The organism is Dyadobacter ginsengisoli DSM 21015 (assembly GCF_059568735.1).
Window position 1 is genome coordinate 55,606 of record NZ_JCANTY010000015.1, and the last position, 16,169, is coordinate 71,774.

The window sequence follows — 16,169 nt, forward strand, 5'->3', positions numbered from 1 at the left end:
TTTCACGGGCAGCCAGTTTGACACGGGCATATGCCCGAAATCGCTGTGATGGAATGTCAATGTTTGATTTACGCAATAAGCTGTTTCTTTCCTGCTAACCTGGCGCTCTTGGCCGAATATACCTTTGCTCTATCAAAAAGTTAACCACTTAAACGATAGCAAAGATGAAAACGGCATGGATTACATTAAACGCAAAAAACGCCGAATCGTTTAAGACCTGGGGCTAGCCTATGAAAACCGTTCAACTTGTCGCGGCGGCCATGCTGGCTGCCCTGGCCTTCTTAATCGTTCGATGCAAATCCAACCGACTGGTCGATATGAAAGCGAAACAAACAATGCAGGAAAGTAAAGACTACATCGGTATGTGGGTAACTGCCGATGGTTATATCCGACACCACTTATTGCCCGAAAACCGGTATGATGAAGTCAGGGGCAAGCGCGAAAGTGCTTACCGGGGTTCGTACAAAGTTATAGGGAACCATGTTGACTACAAGGACGATACGGGTTTCGCAGCCGATGGCGACTTTCGGGATGGCATCTTGTACCACGCCGGAATGGTGCTTTACAAACAGAAATAAGGCCAGGTAAATTTGATATGAAAGCTACCGCCACCAACATCTATGCCGGACGGCTCGAAAGCCTTGCTGGCAACTGCCTGCTTGCAGCGGGGCTACTGCCGGACTATTGGGTTGTCCTGCAAGTAGGAGTGCCCGATCAGTTATTGTTTATAAATGGGGAAGCCCTGGGGGCACAATGTTGGCCATCGACGGGACATCAAGGGTACTTCTGTGCATTCACACCATTGTTCATGCCAGAAAAACTAATGCACCGGATTAAAAGACTTTCATTATTTGCGGTTCCGGGTAAGGGAGTAATCAAATTAAGCCGGATGCAGGCATCTGCTGTGAGCCAGATTTTTGAATTGCTGCTGGCGGAGGTGAGCTCCCAATACCATCATAAACTCGACCTGATGCATAACTATGTGATCCAAATTATCCATTTTGGGCTAAAAAACGCAGGTAGCGCCTCCTGACCGTCATTTCAGTTGTGTATCTTTACATATTCTCAAAGGTATTCAAACATCATGGCCAATACAGAAACGCTTGAAGAGTTTTATCAACACAAATTTTCAGGAATGCCAGCCAACATCCAGCGTGAGATTGGTGATTTCAATGTGTTTGTGGTGGAAGACAGTATCAACCCGCAAGGACAGGTAACGGTACCATATGCACGTAGGGATTTTTACAAGATCAGCCTGATCACGGGCGACAACCTTTTTCATTATGCCGACAAGACCCTGCATGTAAAGGGGACCTCCCTGATTTTCTTTAACCCGAATGTCCCATACCGGTGGGAGACGCTTGCGGACGGCAACATGGGGTATTTTTGCATTTTCAAAGAAGCATTTTTCATGGAAAAGCTCAGGAGCAACCTCGGGGAGCTACCCATGTTTGCCATTGGAGGGAAGCCTTCCTATATTTTGGATACGCAACAAAAGGATTTTGTGAGCGGCATTTTTCGGAAAATGCTGGACGAGATCGGCTCAGACTACCGCTTCAAGCAAGATCTGCTGGTGAGTTATGTGACCGAACTGATCCACTATGCGCTGAAAATGGATGCCACCGAAACGCTGCACCACCAGGTGAACGCCAATGCGAGGATCACTTCAATCTTTTCCGAAATGCTGGAAAGGCAATTTCCCATCGATTCAACCGAACAGCGTTTTGCGATGCGCTCGCCAAAGGATTTTGCCGATCAGCTCTATGTGCATATTAATCATCTGAACCGGGCTGTGAAGGAAACGACCGGCAAGACCACATCGACCCTGATCGCCACCAGATTGGTCAGCGAGGCAAAGGCCCTGCTCAAACATACCAAGTGGAGCGTCGCCGAAATCGGCTATTCGCTCGGCTTTGAGGAACCGGCCCACTTCAACAACTTCTTTCGGAAGCATGCGGAAGTCTCGCCTTCCGCATTCAGGTCTTCATAGCGGTAATCTTCTACCTTCGATAGGGCTACTCTGACGGTAGCCCTTTTTTATTGTTTGATATTCGTAATAACCTGCCGTTTTGCAAGGGCGGACTGATGCAGTTGCATGAACTTTACGATAGCAACCAAAAATCAAACATTATGAAAACGACATATGAAAAACGGGATTTCCCCGTAGATGGCATCCGGAGTTATCTGGAACCAGGCCCGATAGTACTGGTAAGTCCAAGCTACAAGGGGGAGAACAATATCATGACGATGGGCTGGTGTATGGTCATGGATTTTAGCCCATCACAGTTTCTTTTTCCTGGAAGTAGTCAAAGCCCACTTGGCTACTACTCCTGAATTTCCTAAAACCGTGCATTACCGGCGCGGGGCACTTTTATGATTTCAGGCGATCGTATTTCTTTTCCCGAGCGGTTCAGGCCGGAAAATTTGTAGGCGCTTATTGAACTTTATCAGGCTCAAAGGCCGGATTTCACTTGCTGCGTGGCTGTGGGATTCGGCCTTTCTTTTTGTATTTGAAAAGTGATGTTTGATTGTTTGTTTTTCGCAATTATCAGTTTGAAGCTTGCATCTGCTCAGCCATGGCGGCAGGTTACCTTTGTAACATCAGATCTGAGCAAACAAATCAATTTTCAATCACAGATTTTAACCATTGAAAACAATGGAAACGCATTCAAAAGTCGCCATGATAACCGGCGCTTCAAGTGGAATAGGTGCCGGTACTACGAAATTACTCGCCGCAAACGGATTCAGAGCCGGCATCGCCGCCCGTAGAATACACAAACTAAACGATCTGAAAAATGAAATCACAGCATCCGGCGGAGAAGCCCTACCTATTCAAATGGACGTTACTGATTCTGAATCTGTTAAGCGCGGCGTTGAAGCGCATGTTGCTGTTTATGGTACTATTGATATTTTGGTCAATAATGCGGGACTGATGCCGCTATCGGACATTGAAAGCTTGAAGGTGGACGAATGGAACCGGATGATTGATGTGAACGTCAAAGGCGTGCTCAACTCGACGGCCGCCGTGCTGCCTTATCTGAAAGAGCGGAATTCGGGACACATCATCAATATGTCCTCAATCGCAGGCCGGAAGGTATTCAAAGGGCTGTCGATCTATTGCGCGACCAAATTCGCCATCGCTGCCTTTTCTGATGGTCTGAGAATGGAGCTCGCGCCAAAATTCAAAATCCGTGTAACCAATATCCAGCCTGGTGCGGTGGCAACAGCGCTTTACGACCATATCACTGACGTGAAGTACCGCAATGACATGGACGAACTGGCCAAGCAAATGACTTTTTTGACTGGTGAGGACATTGGCAACAGCATTCTTTATGCGGTTTCACAACCAAATCATGTGAACGTTTCAGAAGTATTTGTTCTGCCTACCGAGCAGGGATGGTAGGTGCTAATGGCAGAAGCAAAATCCGGAGATGAAATGTTGCACCTCCGGATTTTGCTTTTTCCCTATTCCTACTATTTAATCAGGTTTAGCGTTGCCAGTGCCCCTTTGGCCTGTTGCAGCTTACTCCCCCTAGCTGAGCGTCTTGTAGACCCGCCAAAATCAATGGATGATCTGCTGCGATGATGATCTGAACACTGCTGAAGAAGAAATTGCTATCAGCGGAATATGCATATTAATTATTGGGAAAATTATTTTTAGTAATTCTTCGACGCGCTGTTAAATTTATTAAATGCGGTAAATACTTTTTTTAACGGATGATTAAATCTTTTGTAGTTGCACTACCGGTTACATACGATACTTTTGTTTTGTTCTCAACCCGGAAATAAAACGTTGGTTTAGGGTACATTAGAACGGGGTTGAGGAATTACGCTGGGCAATTTTCTAACGTTGAGTAACCCAATCATCTCCCGGTGATGCCGGAGAGATGATTTTTAAAGTATAACCCAAAACTTACGGTCAGCTTGTAGAAATATGAAGGTAGTATTGGTAGGCAAACCCCGGATATTTCATATAGAGTCCGTACGGCGTTTGCAAGTCAGTTCGAGGACGTTGCTATTTTCGAGAGCGATGGTATGCATTCGCCAGCAAAAGAAATCCAGCGGCAAGATATTGCAGTGATTGGCCTTTCGTAAGACATCCTGAAACAGACCGTAACGTATCAAAAAAGGCAATGAAAATAACCGTATGGCGTCATTACATCGTGCACGTGAGCGCGCCCATCGGCAATTTTGCAACGTCATTGATCCGTAGGGTATGAAGAGAATCCTTACGAAAAATGATTTTCAGGAGGAACTTGTGAAATGTGCACAAGCCATTACGGCAGACGAGCCGTATATGGCCACCAACGCCGGGCATTTCAACCCCGGTAAAGAAAACGAGTCCCAACCCGGCGGGAGGTGACATAGCAACCTCCTGCATATTTAGCCCTCCAACGTATACATTTTGGGAAGTGTAGCGGCTGGAAATGACTCTCTGGCAGACTGCCAGAGAGGATGTACCACCGCACGCTTTAAGAGTTTCGTTCCCTGCATGTATGCAGGAGTAAGTGTCCCGTGTAAAACAGTTTTCTGATCAGCCCAGTGTGTCGGTGAATTGTTTACCAGGAACATGATTTAAAAACGCATCGTGTTAACAACTCCGGATAATGTACACTATCCGGATGAACTTGTCTTGCCATTTTTCCAAAAACTATTACCACTATGAAACAAATCTTCGTTTTTGCAAAACTTTTGAAGCAGTGGCCTAAGCACCGCCTTGCTGCTTGGGCGCTACTCGTTGCGGTCAGTACTGCCGCCAGGTCCCAATGCATCAATTTTATTGCCAACGGCAGTATGGAAAATTATACTACTTGTCCAAACATGAGTATTTCCGGTACTATTAATTATGCCACAAATTGGAAAACCGTTGGCGGCCTGGGAGGGACTTATGGACAATTGATGGTGAACAGGCCAGGTGAATGTGTTTCCAACAAACCTGCGGCTTCATGGCCCGCTTCCACGGCGCTGACCGGCGGGAGTGAAGGTACCAACTGGCTGGGAGGGCATAACACAGAGAACTGGCAGAATACGCTCGCTCAGCCGCTTCCGCCAGGAACCTACACGTTTTTCCTGGATGCAGGAAATGCTACCGGTGCCACTACAACGCTGTTGTTCTATGGCGTTAAGTCTACCGACGCTGACTTTTCACGTATTCCGGCACAGTTAATGGGATCAGTCGTTGTGGACAATGTGATTTCGGCAACAAATCCAACCTGGGTTACCCGAAGTTTCAAGATAACTACCACCCAGACTTATGACCGTATCGAGATACTTAATGCGCCCATTGCTCCGGGAAATGTAGGTGCGTACACCTACATTGATAATTTCCGACTCAGCTACACCATCGACGGCGGGCCGGATACGACCATTTGTGTGGGCAACACCACGGAAATGGCAGCAGCCGGAACAGGCACTTGGAGTGAAAAGCCGGGCAATCCGACCTCAACCACCATTTCGAACCCAGCAGATTCCGCTACAACGATCTCAGGGTTTGATAGTCCGGGAGTGTATTATTTCATCTGGACTTTAAACGGGTGCACTGATGAAGTTGCCGTAACAGTAACTGGGCCATCCGTGCCTTTAATAACTGCCACGGAGCCAGCCTGTGAAAGCCCGACAGGCAGTATTACTGTACAAACCCCGGTTACCGGACAGACATATACGCTCTCTCCCGGCGCTGTTTCCAACACAACAGGCGTTTTCCCAGGTCTGGCACCAGGCTCGGGCCCTTATACGGTAACAGCGAATGATGGTACCTGCACGTCTGCACCTTCTAATGCGCTTAGTATCGGAATGCCTGAATGCTGCGAGTCAGAGGCCGGAACTATTACGATTATACCATAACGTTAGCCCGTCAAGAACTTATGAAGAAAAGATGCCTAATTCGTTTCTCGGCACGTTGGAAATTGACGGCGTTGCTGATGATCTTAGGAGCGTTTCATGCCTTGCTCAGAGCACAATGCATCAGCGCAGGATCCTCCATCCATTTCACAACTGCGGGCGATAATACCACGGTCGGGTACACAACAGTGTATCTGTTGACTAATTCCGATGGCAGGATACTTAAAACAGTTACCGATGGGTTTGCTGCGCCTGACGTTAATGGGACCTACCACATCTATGCGGTCAATTACAAAACATCCGGAAGCATACCGACCACGACGCCTGGCACCAACATCGCGGCCATCGGTGGGGCTTGCGCAGCCGTCAGTCAGCAGCCTGCGCAATTTTGTGTGAGCGGCGGTTGTGTGCCCGTTGGTGGCTCAATTGCATTTCAGGTGAGCGGCAACAATACCTCTGACGGATACGTCACCAGATATGCCCTCACCGACAGTACCGGACGCATTGTTTCTGCGTACAACGAAAGCCCTGTCACCCTCCCGTCAGTCTCAGGAACATACCGGATTTATGCTGTCAACTACCTGGCAGATGGAGGGAGTTCGGCGCCGAACCTAGGCGCGGGAACGCTCATTGCCGATATCGGAGGTTCCTGTGCATCCATCAGTCAGACCCCTATTGAAATATGCACCATGCAGCCTATGCCGGTGACATTGCTATCGTTTTCCCTTGCTCAGAAAGCCCAAACAGTGCAGGTAAACTGGGCGACCACAGAGGAAGTAAATGCTGAAAAATTTGAGATCCAGCGAGGCAATGATGCAAAAAATTGGCAGGTGATTGGATCGCGCGCAGCCGAAGGGGATAGTAAAGCATTAGTTTCCTATCAGTTCACTGATCTGACTCCGCTACCTGGGCAAGGGTATTACCGGTTGAAAATGATCGACCGTGACAGAACCTTTACATACAGCCGCATCCAGAGCGTACGAATGGATGGTAAGCTAACATCTACATTCGTATACCCCAATCCGACCGGGGAGCGCTTGCTGCTAAAAATGCCTGAAGCTGACGTGATCAGGTACGTTACACTGGTGTCTCAGGCCGGAGCGACTGTTTTCGAAGATGTGTCATTTCCGCCATCAGGAATCGACGTGAGAAATGTTGCAGCGGGCACTTACTTATTGAAGGTTACCTGGCAAAGCGGTCAGAGTGAGCTGCATCGGATTGTTATTGCCAGATAATCTTCTAAGCTCGACACGTATACCGCGTGGAGCCACTTGCTCGACAGTGTTGGGCAGAGGTCGGGTCTGTGATATATTTTGATTGGTTCTGAGTGGATTTTGGACTGCTAGGATGATGATTATTAAATAGTTATGGCAAAAAATGAGAACGTGTAGAAATTCAATCTTATCCTGAGCAATACAATAGGGGGCTCTGGTACTTGGAAGGAGCGCCGACTTCGACATCCCCATCGGAGCGTCTAAATGCGAGTTTAAGTATTACTCCCGGATAATTAGAAAACACTGTCCTACATCAGTGACAGTGTTTTCCTCTATTCCAACATACAGAAACTAGCGTTTCGTCACCCTTGATGTTTTTATCTAGGTAATTGTGCCGACTTGCAGCAAATTGATTCCCCTCTGGTTCTGACTCATATCGACAGAATCTTGGTGGGCGCCGTCTGTGGGAGCCAGGACCTTGTCTGACAAGTCCTGCCGGTAATGTCCATCAAAATCATCCTTGCTTTTTGACCGGCTGTACCTGCGATATCGACATTTAACTCCTTATCGACCGGATTTGGATATGAAGCAGCACCGAAAAAAGTCTCCTGCTCCGGTTAGATTTACTGACAGCTCATTTTATACAAGACAAAAGAGAATTTATCGGGATTTTGGCCAACGATAGAATAGGTAATTTACAGCACCTCTAATCAGCCTGCGTCAACTCCTGATAGATCTCCTCAAAGTCTTTCACCTTGTGTTTTTGCCATTGCGCAGAAAGTTTGATTTCGATGTTTTTTAAAAGCTGGATGCAAAGCTCCTTATCCTCTGCTGGCAGAGCGTTCAATAACATCTTCGCGTTCTTTTCGATTCTTGGGATAGAGGCGTTCGCGACGGCTTCTCCTTTTTCGGTCAGCTCAAGCCTCTTTGAGCGTTTGTCCTCCTTGTCGCCATATTCCCTGATAAGCCCACGCTTTTTCATGCGGTTGAGCATATCCGTCCCGCTGGATAATTCAAATAAATTGGCGTAGATCACCTCCGTCTTCCTTGGTTTTTTTTCTTTTCGTATGGTTTGAAGTATGCCAAATTCTTCAATCTGGTTCAGTTCGGTGCCCTTTAAGGCAATATTGGCGTAGGCCATATTCAATTTGCTTATCCTTCCGATGATCTTCATCAGCAGGCCATCGCTGAATGCAGGTACTACGCCCCCCACCAAAGCGCCTTTTTCCTGGTCCCTGCGTTGATGCGCCAGGTACGACCGGCAAAAATCCTCAATACTACCCTCCGGGTATCTCTCTTCGAATTCGGCCCATTTGTTGACAAGCTCCACCGTCTTATTCATCTCATTTTATTTCGTTAACGAAGCAAATCTATCAGGAAAATATCTAAATGTGTGTTATTTATTTCTAAAACGTATTATATTTGTCAATATAACTACGATAACGAAATAAATAAGTATATGAAACAGAACACGTCAGCCAGGACCCTGTATTGGATCGCAAAAGGTTTTATTAGCTTTTTTATGCTTTTCAGCGCGTATTTCTCCTATTCCCATCCGGAAGACTTGCAAAAACTTGGGTTCCCGGATTATTTCAGAATAGAACTGGTCATTGCCAAAGTCACAGGAGCCCTTGTGCTGTTACTTCCTTTTACACTCGTAAGGGTTAAAGAGTGGGTTTATGCGGGGTTCATCATTACGATGTGCTCGGCCCTGGTAGCGCATGTATTCAGCGGGGATCCAATCTCCCGGATATTATTTGTACTGGTTGACCTGCTGATAATATCCCTCTGTATCCGGTATGTCTCGAAAAAAGACCTGTCCGAAAACCACCTTTAAAAATGGATAACATGAACATCGCACTTTATAACAGCTTTCTGGTCCTGCATGTGATCGGCATCACCGTGATGGCCGGCACTTCATTCATTGACTATTTGACCTTCCGGTCCCTTAAGAAAGCGCTGGAAATCGATACCGGAACCAGTCGGGTGATAGCGGATAATTTAGATAAGCTCCAGCGATACCTGGGAATCGGCATGCTGCTGATTCTGGTTTCAGGCATCGGCATGATGGTCAAATTACATGAAGCGTGGGGCGCTCAAATTTGGTTTAAAATCAAGATGGGTATTCTGTTGATCATCATAATCAATGGGCTCGGGCTACGCAGGATGCTCGGCGCAAAACTGAAAAGGGCGCTAGCGGCTCCTTTGCCAGCTGGTAGCAAAAGCGGCATCGAGGCTGTCAGCAGCGGCTTCATGGTAGTGCAAACCTTGCAGCTACTATTGTTCATTGTCATTTACACACTGAGTATCTTTAAATTCAATTGAAGCTTTTGCCTATGAAATGCATTGTCAACCTCAGAGGCAAACGGTAGTATTGGTAACCCAAGGGTTTTGCGGTGGCCTAAACAAGTCACCGTAGCTGCTATTTTAAGGACACTGCGCAATTGAGCCATCGGGCCCGTATGGAAACGTACCGATAGAAGCGACTCGTAAATCTTCCAGCCGAACTAAGAAACCAGCATAACGGGCCAGCTATTGTGAAGAGATTACAATGCTAAATGCCTTGGTGGTGCCGGTGCTGGTAGTCTTATATGATCTGCACGAATCTGACAAAGCCCTTTAATCACCCTAGGTGTTACTTAGGTAGGTAGGACGGGCTGGTAAGTGTCAGGATTTAGGCTCGATCCAGTTTTGTAAGGTTCTGTTTTAAAGTATTTTATTCCTATATTAAGGATATTTGTAAACTTTTCATGAAAATCGACCAGTTGTTTGTACGTACGTAATTTGTTTATATTTTTGAAACACATTACTTACGTAAATAAATCAACGACCATCATGAAAAGACTTTTCCTAAATGCAGGTTTGCTGCTGATGCTTTGTCAAGGCATCTCGCTGGCCGACGACGGTCCGGATGCGAGGGATCGCAAGACAGCCCGGAAAGTGCGTGTGCTGCGTGAGCTTCCCGGCTACCTGGCACCGAAGGATTCGGTGCTGACGGCAGAGGACGACTTCAAACCGTCCATTCACGTAGGTGCGATTGTGCATATGTTCGCTTCTGCGGAGCAATCGGGCTTTGGCGGGAATGTGACTGACAAGGCAAGTGACTGGAACAAAGGGTTTTCGCTTTACAGGGCGAGGGTTTTGGTGGGCGGCCAGCTTTCCAAAAAAGGGAGCTTTTTTATGGAAACAGACCTTCCGTCACCCATCGGCATCCAGTTGGGCGACAGTACTAAAAATGTAAAAGTGGCGCCAATCCTGCTCGATTGCCAATACGAATATGCCTTTTCCAATGCATTTCAGCTCATTGCAGGTATGCAGCTCGTTTCCAGCAACCGGAACGGCCTGCAAGGTGCGGCCGGGTTGATGGCCAATGATTTTACTTATTTTCAATATCCCTACAACCTTTTTGCCAACAGCCCGTTACAGGGTAACTTCGGTCGCGACCTGGGCGTGAATGCACGCGGGTTTCTCTTGAAGGATAAGCTGGAATACCGGTTGGGTTTGTTTACCGGAAGAAACCTGGACGGTCAGGCACCGTTACGTATAGTGGGCCGCGTTGCTTACAACTTCCTCGATCCTGAAAAAGATTATTACTATGCCGGTACCAAACTCGGCGCAGGTAATACCGTCGCCTGGGGCGCGGGCTTCGATACACAGGGTTCCTATTACAATGTCGGAACAGACCTTTTTATTGACAAAAAGGCTGGTGAAGCGGGCTCGGTTACGCTGAATGCCGCTTTTCAATACATGACAGGCGGTACCAATGTTAACTCGAAATACACCTTTGCACGCCAGATTCCCAAACAAACCGTGCAATTCCTCGAACTCGGTTACTATTTCAAAAAGTCACGCATCCAGCCGTGGGTGCGCTACGAAAACCAGAATATCTCCGCCAGCAAAGAGCAGGTAGGTTCGGAGCTGATCGATGATTTTGACAAAGCCAAATCCAGCAGCGTTTACGGCGGCGGGTTGAACTACTTCTTTAATGGAAGCGCCACCAATCTTCGTCTTTCCTACGTAGCGCGCAAGCACAATGTGGCCGACGCGGGTGGCGCATACAGCTCGAAGACGTACGGCCAGGTTTGGTTGCAAGTGCAGTTTTTCCTATTTTGATCCGTTCCGGCGTGGTCCGGAGTGTTTCTGTTGATCTTAATTTTCACTCATATCACTATTAAAATTTACCGATGAAAACATTCAAAATGTCTTACCAGGTAGTATGGATGGTTGTGCTGGTGCTTGCACTGGCAGCTTGCGGCGGCTCTGGTTCAGGGGGAAATGAAGGGGACAAAAAAGAGACTGTGAAGGTCGGTATCCTGCATTCGCTGAGCGGAACAATGGCAATTTCAGAAGTTTCGCTGAAAGATGTCGTGCAAATGGCGATCGACGAGATCAATGCAAAAGGTGGCGTACTGGGCAAGCAGATCGAGCCCGTCATCGTCGACCCGGCATCCGACTGGGACCTTTTTGCTGAAAAATCGAAGGAATTATTGCTGGATAAAAAGGTAGCTGCCGTTTTCGGTTGCTGGACGTCCGTTTCCCGCAAGTCGGTATTGCCTGTTTTTGAGGAAAACAATGGCTTGCTTTTCTATCCCGTTCAATACGAGGGCGAAGAATGCTCCACCAGCGTGATCTACACGGGTGCTACGCCCAACCAGCAGCTGATCCCCGCTGCCGAATACATGATGAGCGAAGACGGTGGTGGCTACAAGAAGTTTTATCTGCTGGGTACGGACTATGTTTTTCCAAGAACAGCCAACAAGATCCTGAAAGCGTTTTTGCTTTCGAAAGGTGTTCCCAAAGAGAATATCGTGGAAGAATACACGCCATTTCACCACCAGGATTACCAGACGATCGTTTCCAAAGTGAAACAATTCGCGGCGGGCGGCAAGGCTTGCGTGTTATCGACGATCAATGGCGATTCGAACGTGCCGTTCTATAAAGAGTTTGCAAATCAGGGACTTTCGGCTGCTACCTGCCCGATTATGGCATTCTCCGTGGCGGAAGACGAGCTGCGCGCAACGGATACCGAATTTTTGGTAGGTCACCTGGCGGCGTGGAATTATTTCCAATCCAAAGAATCGCCGGAAAACAAGAAGTTTGTCGAAGATTTCCGCGCATTCTGCAAGAAAAACAATCTCCCGGGCGGCGACAAAAGGGTAACCGACGATCCGATCTGCTGGGCTTACACGGGCGTGTACCTGTGGGCGAAGGCAGCCGAAAAGGCGGGTTCTTTCGAAGTTTCCAAAGTGCGCCCTGCATTGTACGGCCTGGAATTCGATTCGCCGGACGGCCTGGTGAAAATGGATACGAAAAACCACCATCTGGCCAAGCCTGTGATGATCGGCGAGATCAAGCCCGACGGGCAATTCGACATTATCTGGCAATCTACGGGCCTGGTGAATCCTGAGCCCTGGTCCAAACTGACTTCCCCCGACAAAGACTGCGACCACGTGGCGCACGGCGGAACGTACACGGTCGCAAGCAAATAGGCATCCGTTTCAACGCGGCCATCGCGGCCGCATTTAACTTCCCTGGTTATGAACTGCATTCAAAAGGTGTGGCTGGTGATCCTTTTGGCCATAGGAATGGGCCGAGGGGCGATTGCACAGCAGGCAGACAGCATTTCCATTCAAATTGCGGCTGTCCTGAACCCGCCAAACGACACGGCCCGGAGCCAGGCGCTCCGGTATCTGGCGGCGCAAAAGGACCCTGCAACTTTCCCGCTGCTCGCGGCGATCAATGACAAAAAGCTTTATACGCTGGGCGGCAAACCCGTAACCACAGGCGAGGCGGAGAATTCCGGCGGAAAAGAGGTTTCTACGATCTTTTACCTCTATCCCCCAAACCAGCAGGCAGCCACGAAGCTGTCAGCCGATCAACTGCAAAAAGTAGAGATCAGCCGATCCGAAAGACTTATACTCAACGTTGTTTTGCCCTACCTGAATTTGACCAGCCATGATCCCAAAAAGCGGATCATGGCGTACGGTCAGCTTGTAAACGCGCCGGATCCGGACAGGATCGCATTGCTCGAAAAAGCATTGCGGCAGGAAACGGACCCCGGCGCGCAGACGGCAGGCAGGGAGGTATTTTTTCAGATGAAATTGGATGAAACCGCTTTGGAACCCGAGGCAAAAGCCTATATCGATAGCCTCGATCATAACTGGGGCGAAAACGTAGGGTTGATCCTTAAAAATTACGAGGAAAAAGGAAATGTAGTGTCCGCAAGGGCCTATGCAGCCGAAAAAGTGAAGGATCTTGAAAGCCTGCAAAGCCGTATTGAAAAGGCACAAAACCTGTTTAGCGGGATTAGCCTGGGTAGCATACTGATCCTCATTGCACTCGGCCTGGCCATTGTGTACGGGCTGGCGGGGATCATCAATATGGCGCACGGCGAATTTCTGATGATCGGCGCTTACACGACCTTTTGTATGCAATCGCTTTTCATCGACACGCTCGGGATGAAGTCCGACTTATACTTCTGGGTATCGTTACCAGCGTCATTTGTGGTGGCAGGGGTGTTCGGGTTGGTGCTTGAAAGGCTTGTTATCAGGCATTTGTACGCCAGGCCGCTGGAAAGTCTTCTGGCAACCTGGGGTGTAAGCCTCATTATGGTACAAACCGCCAGAAGTATCTTCGGAGACCTTACCGCCGTGAAAGCGCCCGCATTCCTGGCGGGTGGCTGGCAGCTGATGCCGCATTTGGTATTGCCATTTAACCGGTTGTTTATCATTGGATTAACGATCGTGGTCGTCTCACTTACCTACCTGATGCTCTATCGCAGCCGCCTGGGCATCCGCATCCGTGCGGTAACCCAGAACCGCACGATGAGCGCTTGCCTGGGCGTGGAGACGCGCCGGGTGGATGCGATCACATTCTTTTTAGGGTCGGGGCTGGCTGGCCTGGCCGGTTGTGCAATGACGCTGATCGGTAATGTGGTGCCTGATATGGGCCAGACTTACATCGTCGACTCGTTTCTGGTGGTGGTGACGGGCGGTGTCGGGAAGATTGCCGGGGCTATTGTTTCCGGACTGGGGATCGGCTTTCTGACCAAAGTCCTGGAATCGTTCTACGAAGCCGTTTATGGAAAAGTGCTCATTCTGGCGCTGATCGTGATCTTCCTGCAATTCAAACCCCGCGGACTCTTTCCCGACAAGGGACGTGTTGCCGAGGATTAAACCAATCTTATCTCACATCGATTATGGGAAATAAAAAGGATTTCGGGTTGTACGCATGCTGCATTACATTGTTCCTGATCATTTTGCCGCTGGGAAATGTGCTGGGTTTCGTATCCGGCAACACCATCTCGCTCTGGGGCCGCTACTTCTGCTTTGCCATCGTCGCGCTGGGCGTGGACCTCATCTGGGGGTATACCGGCATTCTTTCCATGTGCCAGGCTTTTTTCTTTTGTCTGGGCGGATACAGCGTAGCCATGCACATTGTGCTCAAAGGGGCGACAGCCTCGGGTAGCAACGGCATTCCGATGCCGGATTTCATGGCCTGGAACCAGGTGGAATCGCTCCCGTTTTTCTGGGTGCCATTCCAGTCTTTTGGGCTCGTGGTCGTGCTGGGATTGCTCATTCCGGCTGCATTTGCATTGGTTTTCGGGTATTTTATTTTCCGAAGCCGTATCCGGGGTGTTTATATGGCCATTATCACCCAGGCACTGGCATTGGCGATGTGGCTCATTTTCCTTCGCAACGAAACCATGCTCGGCGGCACCAATGGCCTCACGGATTTTAAAACACTGCTCGGGCTCAGCCTTTCCGTGCCGGGTGTGAAGCTGGGCCTCTACCTGCTTTCGCTCGTCACGCTGGGCATAGCGCTATGGTTGAGTACGAAACTCGTCGACTCCAAGTTTGGCAAAGTACTGCAAGCCATCCGCGACAGCGAATCCCGGACGAGTTACACCGCCTATCGCGTCATGCATTACAAATTGGCCATATTCATCGTAGCCGCATTGCTCGCCGCCATTGCCGGAATGCTCTACGCGCCCCAGACGGGCATTATCACACCCGGAAGAATGGACGTAAGGGCATCGGTTGAAATGGTGATGTGGGTGGCCATAGGAGGCAGGGGAAAATTGAAAGGGGCTATTTTAGGTTCGTTAATCGTCAATTTTCTGTACAGCATTTGTACCAGCCTCTTTCCCGACTCCTGGCTGTTCATCCTCGGTTTCCTGTTCATTACCACGGTATTGTATTTTGATAAAGGACTGTTGGGAATGCTCGAAACGGTGATGGCCAAACTGGGCGGAAAACGTAGGCCAAAGGCTCAGCCCGCAGGGCAGGAAGTAGTGCAATCGTAACGCTGCATTGCTGGTTATCTGTTATTTCAAATCACAAAACTGCCATAATCATGCTATTGACAGTGAAGAACTTATCCGTCTCTTTCGGGGGCGTCCATGCGCTGAATCTGAGCCATTTCAATTTACTGGACCGCGAACTCAGGGTCATTATCGGGCCTAATGGTGCGGGCAAATCGACTTTCCTCGATATTCTGTGTGGCAAAACCAAAGCGGATGCGGGCGAAGTCAGTTTCGACGGCCATTCGGTATTGGGCAAAAGCGAAGTGCGTATCGCCGATATGGGCATTGGCCGGAAATTTCAGAAACCTTCGGTATTTCCCAGCCTCACGGTGTACGACAATATGCTGCTTGCCTTCAAGATGAACAAGGGTATTTTCGCTTCGCTTTTCTTCAAGCCCAGCGAGGAGATCGACGGACGCATTCATGAAGTAGCACTAAAAGTGGGTTTGCAAAAATGTCTGGGAAAAATTGCGGGAGAACTCTCGCATGGTCAGAAACAATGGCTGGAAATCGCCATTGTGGTTTTGCAGGACCCAAAACTGATGCTGATCGACGAGCCGGCCGCCGGGATGTCCGACGAAGAAACGGAGAAAACCGGTGAACTGCTGCTGCAACTCGCCCGGCAGCACGCCATCATCGTCATCGAGCATGATATGAAGTTTGTGGAGCAAATCGCGCAGGATCTGGTGACGGTGCTCGTGCGCGGGAAGCTGCTGATGGAAGGCACTTTCGACGACGTACGTAATGACCAGCGGGTGATTGACAGCTACCTGGGACGGGCCAATGTTCAACTTGAAAATTTCTGAGAA

16 protein-coding genes and 1 pseudogene are annotated in these 16,169 nt (G+C 48.8%); 15 read left to right on the forward strand and 2 right to left on the reverse strand.

Annotation, left to right across the window (positions count from 1 at the left end; translation table 11 throughout):
- The first annotated feature begins 230 nt into the window (after positions 1–230).
- The 8 genes from BP71_RS36410 to BP71_RS36445 all read left to right on the forward strand — a co-directional run bounded on the left by BP71_RS36410 (position 231) and on the right by BP71_RS36445 (position 7,076).
- Entirely contained in the window at positions 231–578 is a 348-nt protein-coding gene (locus BP71_RS36410; protein ID WP_496386595.1) for an Atu4866 domain-containing protein, read from the forward strand.
- 17 nt (positions 579–595) lie between these two features.
- Positions 596–1,033 carry a hypothetical protein gene (locus BP71_RS36415; protein ID WP_496386596.1) on the forward strand — a complete coding sequence of 146 codons (438 nt, stop codon included), beginning with the start codon at positions 596–598 and terminating at the stop codon, positions 1,031–1,033.
- 51 nt (positions 1,034–1,084) lie between these two features.
- The gene (locus BP71_RS36420; RefSeq protein ID WP_496386597.1) at positions 1,085–1,990 is read left to right on the forward strand and encodes an AraC family transcriptional regulator; all 906 of its coding nucleotides are present in this window, start codon (positions 1,085–1,087) and stop codon (positions 1,988–1,990) included.
- A gap of 140 nt (positions 1,991–2,130) precedes the next feature.
- Entirely contained in the window at positions 2,131–2,334 is a 204-nt protein-coding gene (locus tag BP71_RS36425) for a hypothetical protein (protein ID WP_496386598.1), read from the forward strand.
- 322 nt (positions 2,335–2,656) lie between these two features.
- On the forward strand, positions 2,657–3,403 hold the full coding sequence (locus tag BP71_RS36430; RefSeq protein ID WP_496386599.1) for an SDR family oxidoreductase: 747 nt from the start codon (positions 2,657–2,659) through the stop codon (positions 3,401–3,403).
- An 813-nt stretch (positions 3,404–4,216) separates the two neighbouring features.
- The gene (locus tag BP71_RS36435; RefSeq protein ID WP_496386600.1) at positions 4,217–4,363 is read left to right on the forward strand and encodes a hypothetical protein; all 147 of its coding nucleotides are present in this window, start codon (positions 4,217–4,219) and stop codon (positions 4,361–4,363) included.
- A gap of 299 nt (positions 4,364–4,662) precedes the next feature.
- Positions 4,663–5,844 carry a hypothetical protein gene (locus tag BP71_RS36440; protein ID WP_496386601.1) on the forward strand — a complete coding sequence of 394 codons (1,182 nt, stop codon included), beginning with the start codon at positions 4,663–4,665 and terminating at the stop codon, positions 5,842–5,844.
- A 20-nt stretch (positions 5,845–5,864) separates the two neighbouring features.
- Positions 5,865–7,076, forward strand: a complete 1,212-nt coding sequence (locus BP71_RS36445) for a T9SS type A sorting domain-containing protein (protein WP_496386602.1) — start codon at positions 5,865–5,867, stop codon at positions 7,074–7,076.
- Between the two features lie 410 nt (positions 7,077–7,486).
- Here the strand turns inward: BP71_RS36445 and BP71_RS36450 are convergent.
- A pseudogene (locus BP71_RS36450) lies at positions 7,487–7,627 on the reverse strand (hypothetical protein); the annotation flags it as partial.
- Positions 7,628–7,761: 134 nt separating this feature from the next.
- A complete protein-coding gene (locus tag BP71_RS36455) occupies positions 7,762–8,397 on the reverse strand; it encodes a MarR family winged helix-turn-helix transcriptional regulator (RefSeq protein WP_496386603.1) in 636 nt (211 codons plus the stop codon).
- Positions 8,398–8,514: 117 nt separating this feature from the next.
- Between BP71_RS36455 and BP71_RS36460 the strand changes: the two genes are divergently transcribed.
- The 7 genes from BP71_RS36460 (at position 8,515) to urtD (ending at position 16,166) form a co-directional block, all read left to right on the forward strand.
- Complete coding sequence (locus tag BP71_RS36460; RefSeq protein ID WP_496386604.1) at positions 8,515–8,892, forward strand: DoxX family protein; 378 nt, start codon at positions 8,515–8,517, stop codon at positions 8,890–8,892.
- A 2-nt stretch (positions 8,893–8,894) separates the two neighbouring features.
- The gene (locus BP71_RS36465) at positions 8,895–9,380 is read left to right on the forward strand and encodes a hypothetical protein (protein WP_496386605.1); all 486 of its coding nucleotides are present in this window, start codon (positions 8,895–8,897) and stop codon (positions 9,378–9,380) included.
- A gap of 510 nt (positions 9,381–9,890) precedes the next feature.
- Positions 9,891–11,168 (forward strand): hypothetical protein, encoded by a 1,278-nt coding sequence (locus BP71_RS36470; RefSeq protein WP_496386606.1) that lies wholly within the window; start codon positions 9,891–9,893, stop codon positions 11,166–11,168.
- A 71-nt stretch (positions 11,169–11,239) separates the two neighbouring features.
- Positions 11,240–12,544 carry an urea ABC transporter substrate-binding protein gene (gene urtA, locus BP71_RS36475; protein WP_496386607.1) on the forward strand — a complete coding sequence of 435 codons (1,305 nt, stop codon included), beginning with the start codon at positions 11,240–11,242 and terminating at the stop codon, positions 12,542–12,544.
- A gap of 48 nt (positions 12,545–12,592) precedes the next feature.
- Positions 12,593–14,230 carry an urea ABC transporter permease subunit UrtB gene (gene urtB, locus BP71_RS36480; RefSeq protein WP_496386608.1) on the forward strand — a complete coding sequence of 546 codons (1,638 nt, stop codon included), beginning with the start codon at positions 12,593–12,595 and terminating at the stop codon, positions 14,228–14,230.
- Positions 14,231–14,253: 23 nt separating this feature from the next.
- The gene (gene urtC, locus BP71_RS36485) at positions 14,254–15,360 is read left to right on the forward strand and encodes an urea ABC transporter permease subunit UrtC (RefSeq protein WP_496386609.1); all 1,107 of its coding nucleotides are present in this window, start codon (positions 14,254–14,256) and stop codon (positions 15,358–15,360) included.
- A gap of 50 nt (positions 15,361–15,410) precedes the next feature.
- Positions 15,411–16,166, forward strand: coding sequence for an urea ABC transporter ATP-binding protein UrtD (urtD, locus tag BP71_RS36490; RefSeq protein ID WP_496386610.1), 756 nt, complete (start codon positions 15,411–15,413; stop codon positions 16,164–16,166).
- The last annotated feature ends 3 nt before the right edge of the window (positions 16,167–16,169 follow it).

Excerpts from the sequence above, each read along its gene's own strand:
- BP71_RS36410 (WP_496386595.1), top strand. The coding sequence starts at position 231 with ATGAAAACCGTTCAACTTGTCGCGGCGGCCATGCTGGCTGCCCTGGCC.
- BP71_RS36415 (WP_496386596.1), top strand. The coding sequence starts at position 596 with ATGAAAGCTACCGCCACCAACATCTATGCCGGACGGCTCGAAAGCCTT.
- BP71_RS36420 (WP_496386597.1), top strand. The coding sequence starts at position 1,085 with ATGGCCAATACAGAAACGCTTGAAGAGTTTTATCAACACAAATTTTCA.
- BP71_RS36425 (WP_496386598.1), top strand. The coding sequence starts at position 2,131 with ATGAAAACGACATATGAAAAACGGGATTTCCCCGTAGATGGCATCCGG.
- BP71_RS36430 (WP_496386599.1), top strand. The coding sequence starts at position 2,657 with ATGGAAACGCATTCAAAAGTCGCCATGATAACCGGCGCTTCAAGTGGA.
- BP71_RS36435 (WP_496386600.1), top strand. The coding sequence starts at position 4,217 with ATGAAGAGAATCCTTACGAAAAATGATTTTCAGGAGGAACTTGTGAAA.
- BP71_RS36440 (WP_496386601.1), top strand. The coding sequence starts at position 4,663 with ATGAAACAAATCTTCGTTTTTGCAAAACTTTTGAAGCAGTGGCCTAAG.
- BP71_RS36445 (WP_496386602.1), top strand. The coding sequence starts at position 5,865 with ATGAAGAAAAGATGCCTAATTCGTTTCTCGGCACGTTGGAAATTGACG.
- BP71_RS36455 (WP_496386603.1), bottom strand. The coding sequence starts at position 8,397 with ATGAATAAGACGGTGGAGCTTGTCAACAAATGGGCCGAATTCGAAGAG.
- BP71_RS36460 (WP_496386604.1), top strand. The coding sequence starts at position 8,515 with ATGAAACAGAACACGTCAGCCAGGACCCTGTATTGGATCGCAAAAGGT.
- BP71_RS36465 (WP_496386605.1), top strand. The coding sequence starts at position 8,895 with ATGGATAACATGAACATCGCACTTTATAACAGCTTTCTGGTCCTGCAT.
- BP71_RS36470 (WP_496386606.1), top strand. The coding sequence starts at position 9,891 with ATGAAAAGACTTTTCCTAAATGCAGGTTTGCTGCTGATGCTTTGTCAA.
- urtA (WP_496386607.1), top strand. The coding sequence starts at position 11,240 with ATGAAAACATTCAAAATGTCTTACCAGGTAGTATGGATGGTTGTGCTG.
- urtB (WP_496386608.1), top strand. The coding sequence starts at position 12,593 with ATGAACTGCATTCAAAAGGTGTGGCTGGTGATCCTTTTGGCCATAGGA.
- urtC (WP_496386609.1), top strand. The coding sequence starts at position 14,254 with ATGGGAAATAAAAAGGATTTCGGGTTGTACGCATGCTGCATTACATTG.
- urtD (WP_496386610.1), top strand. The coding sequence starts at position 15,411 with ATGCTATTGACAGTGAAGAACTTATCCGTCTCTTTCGGGGGCGTCCAT.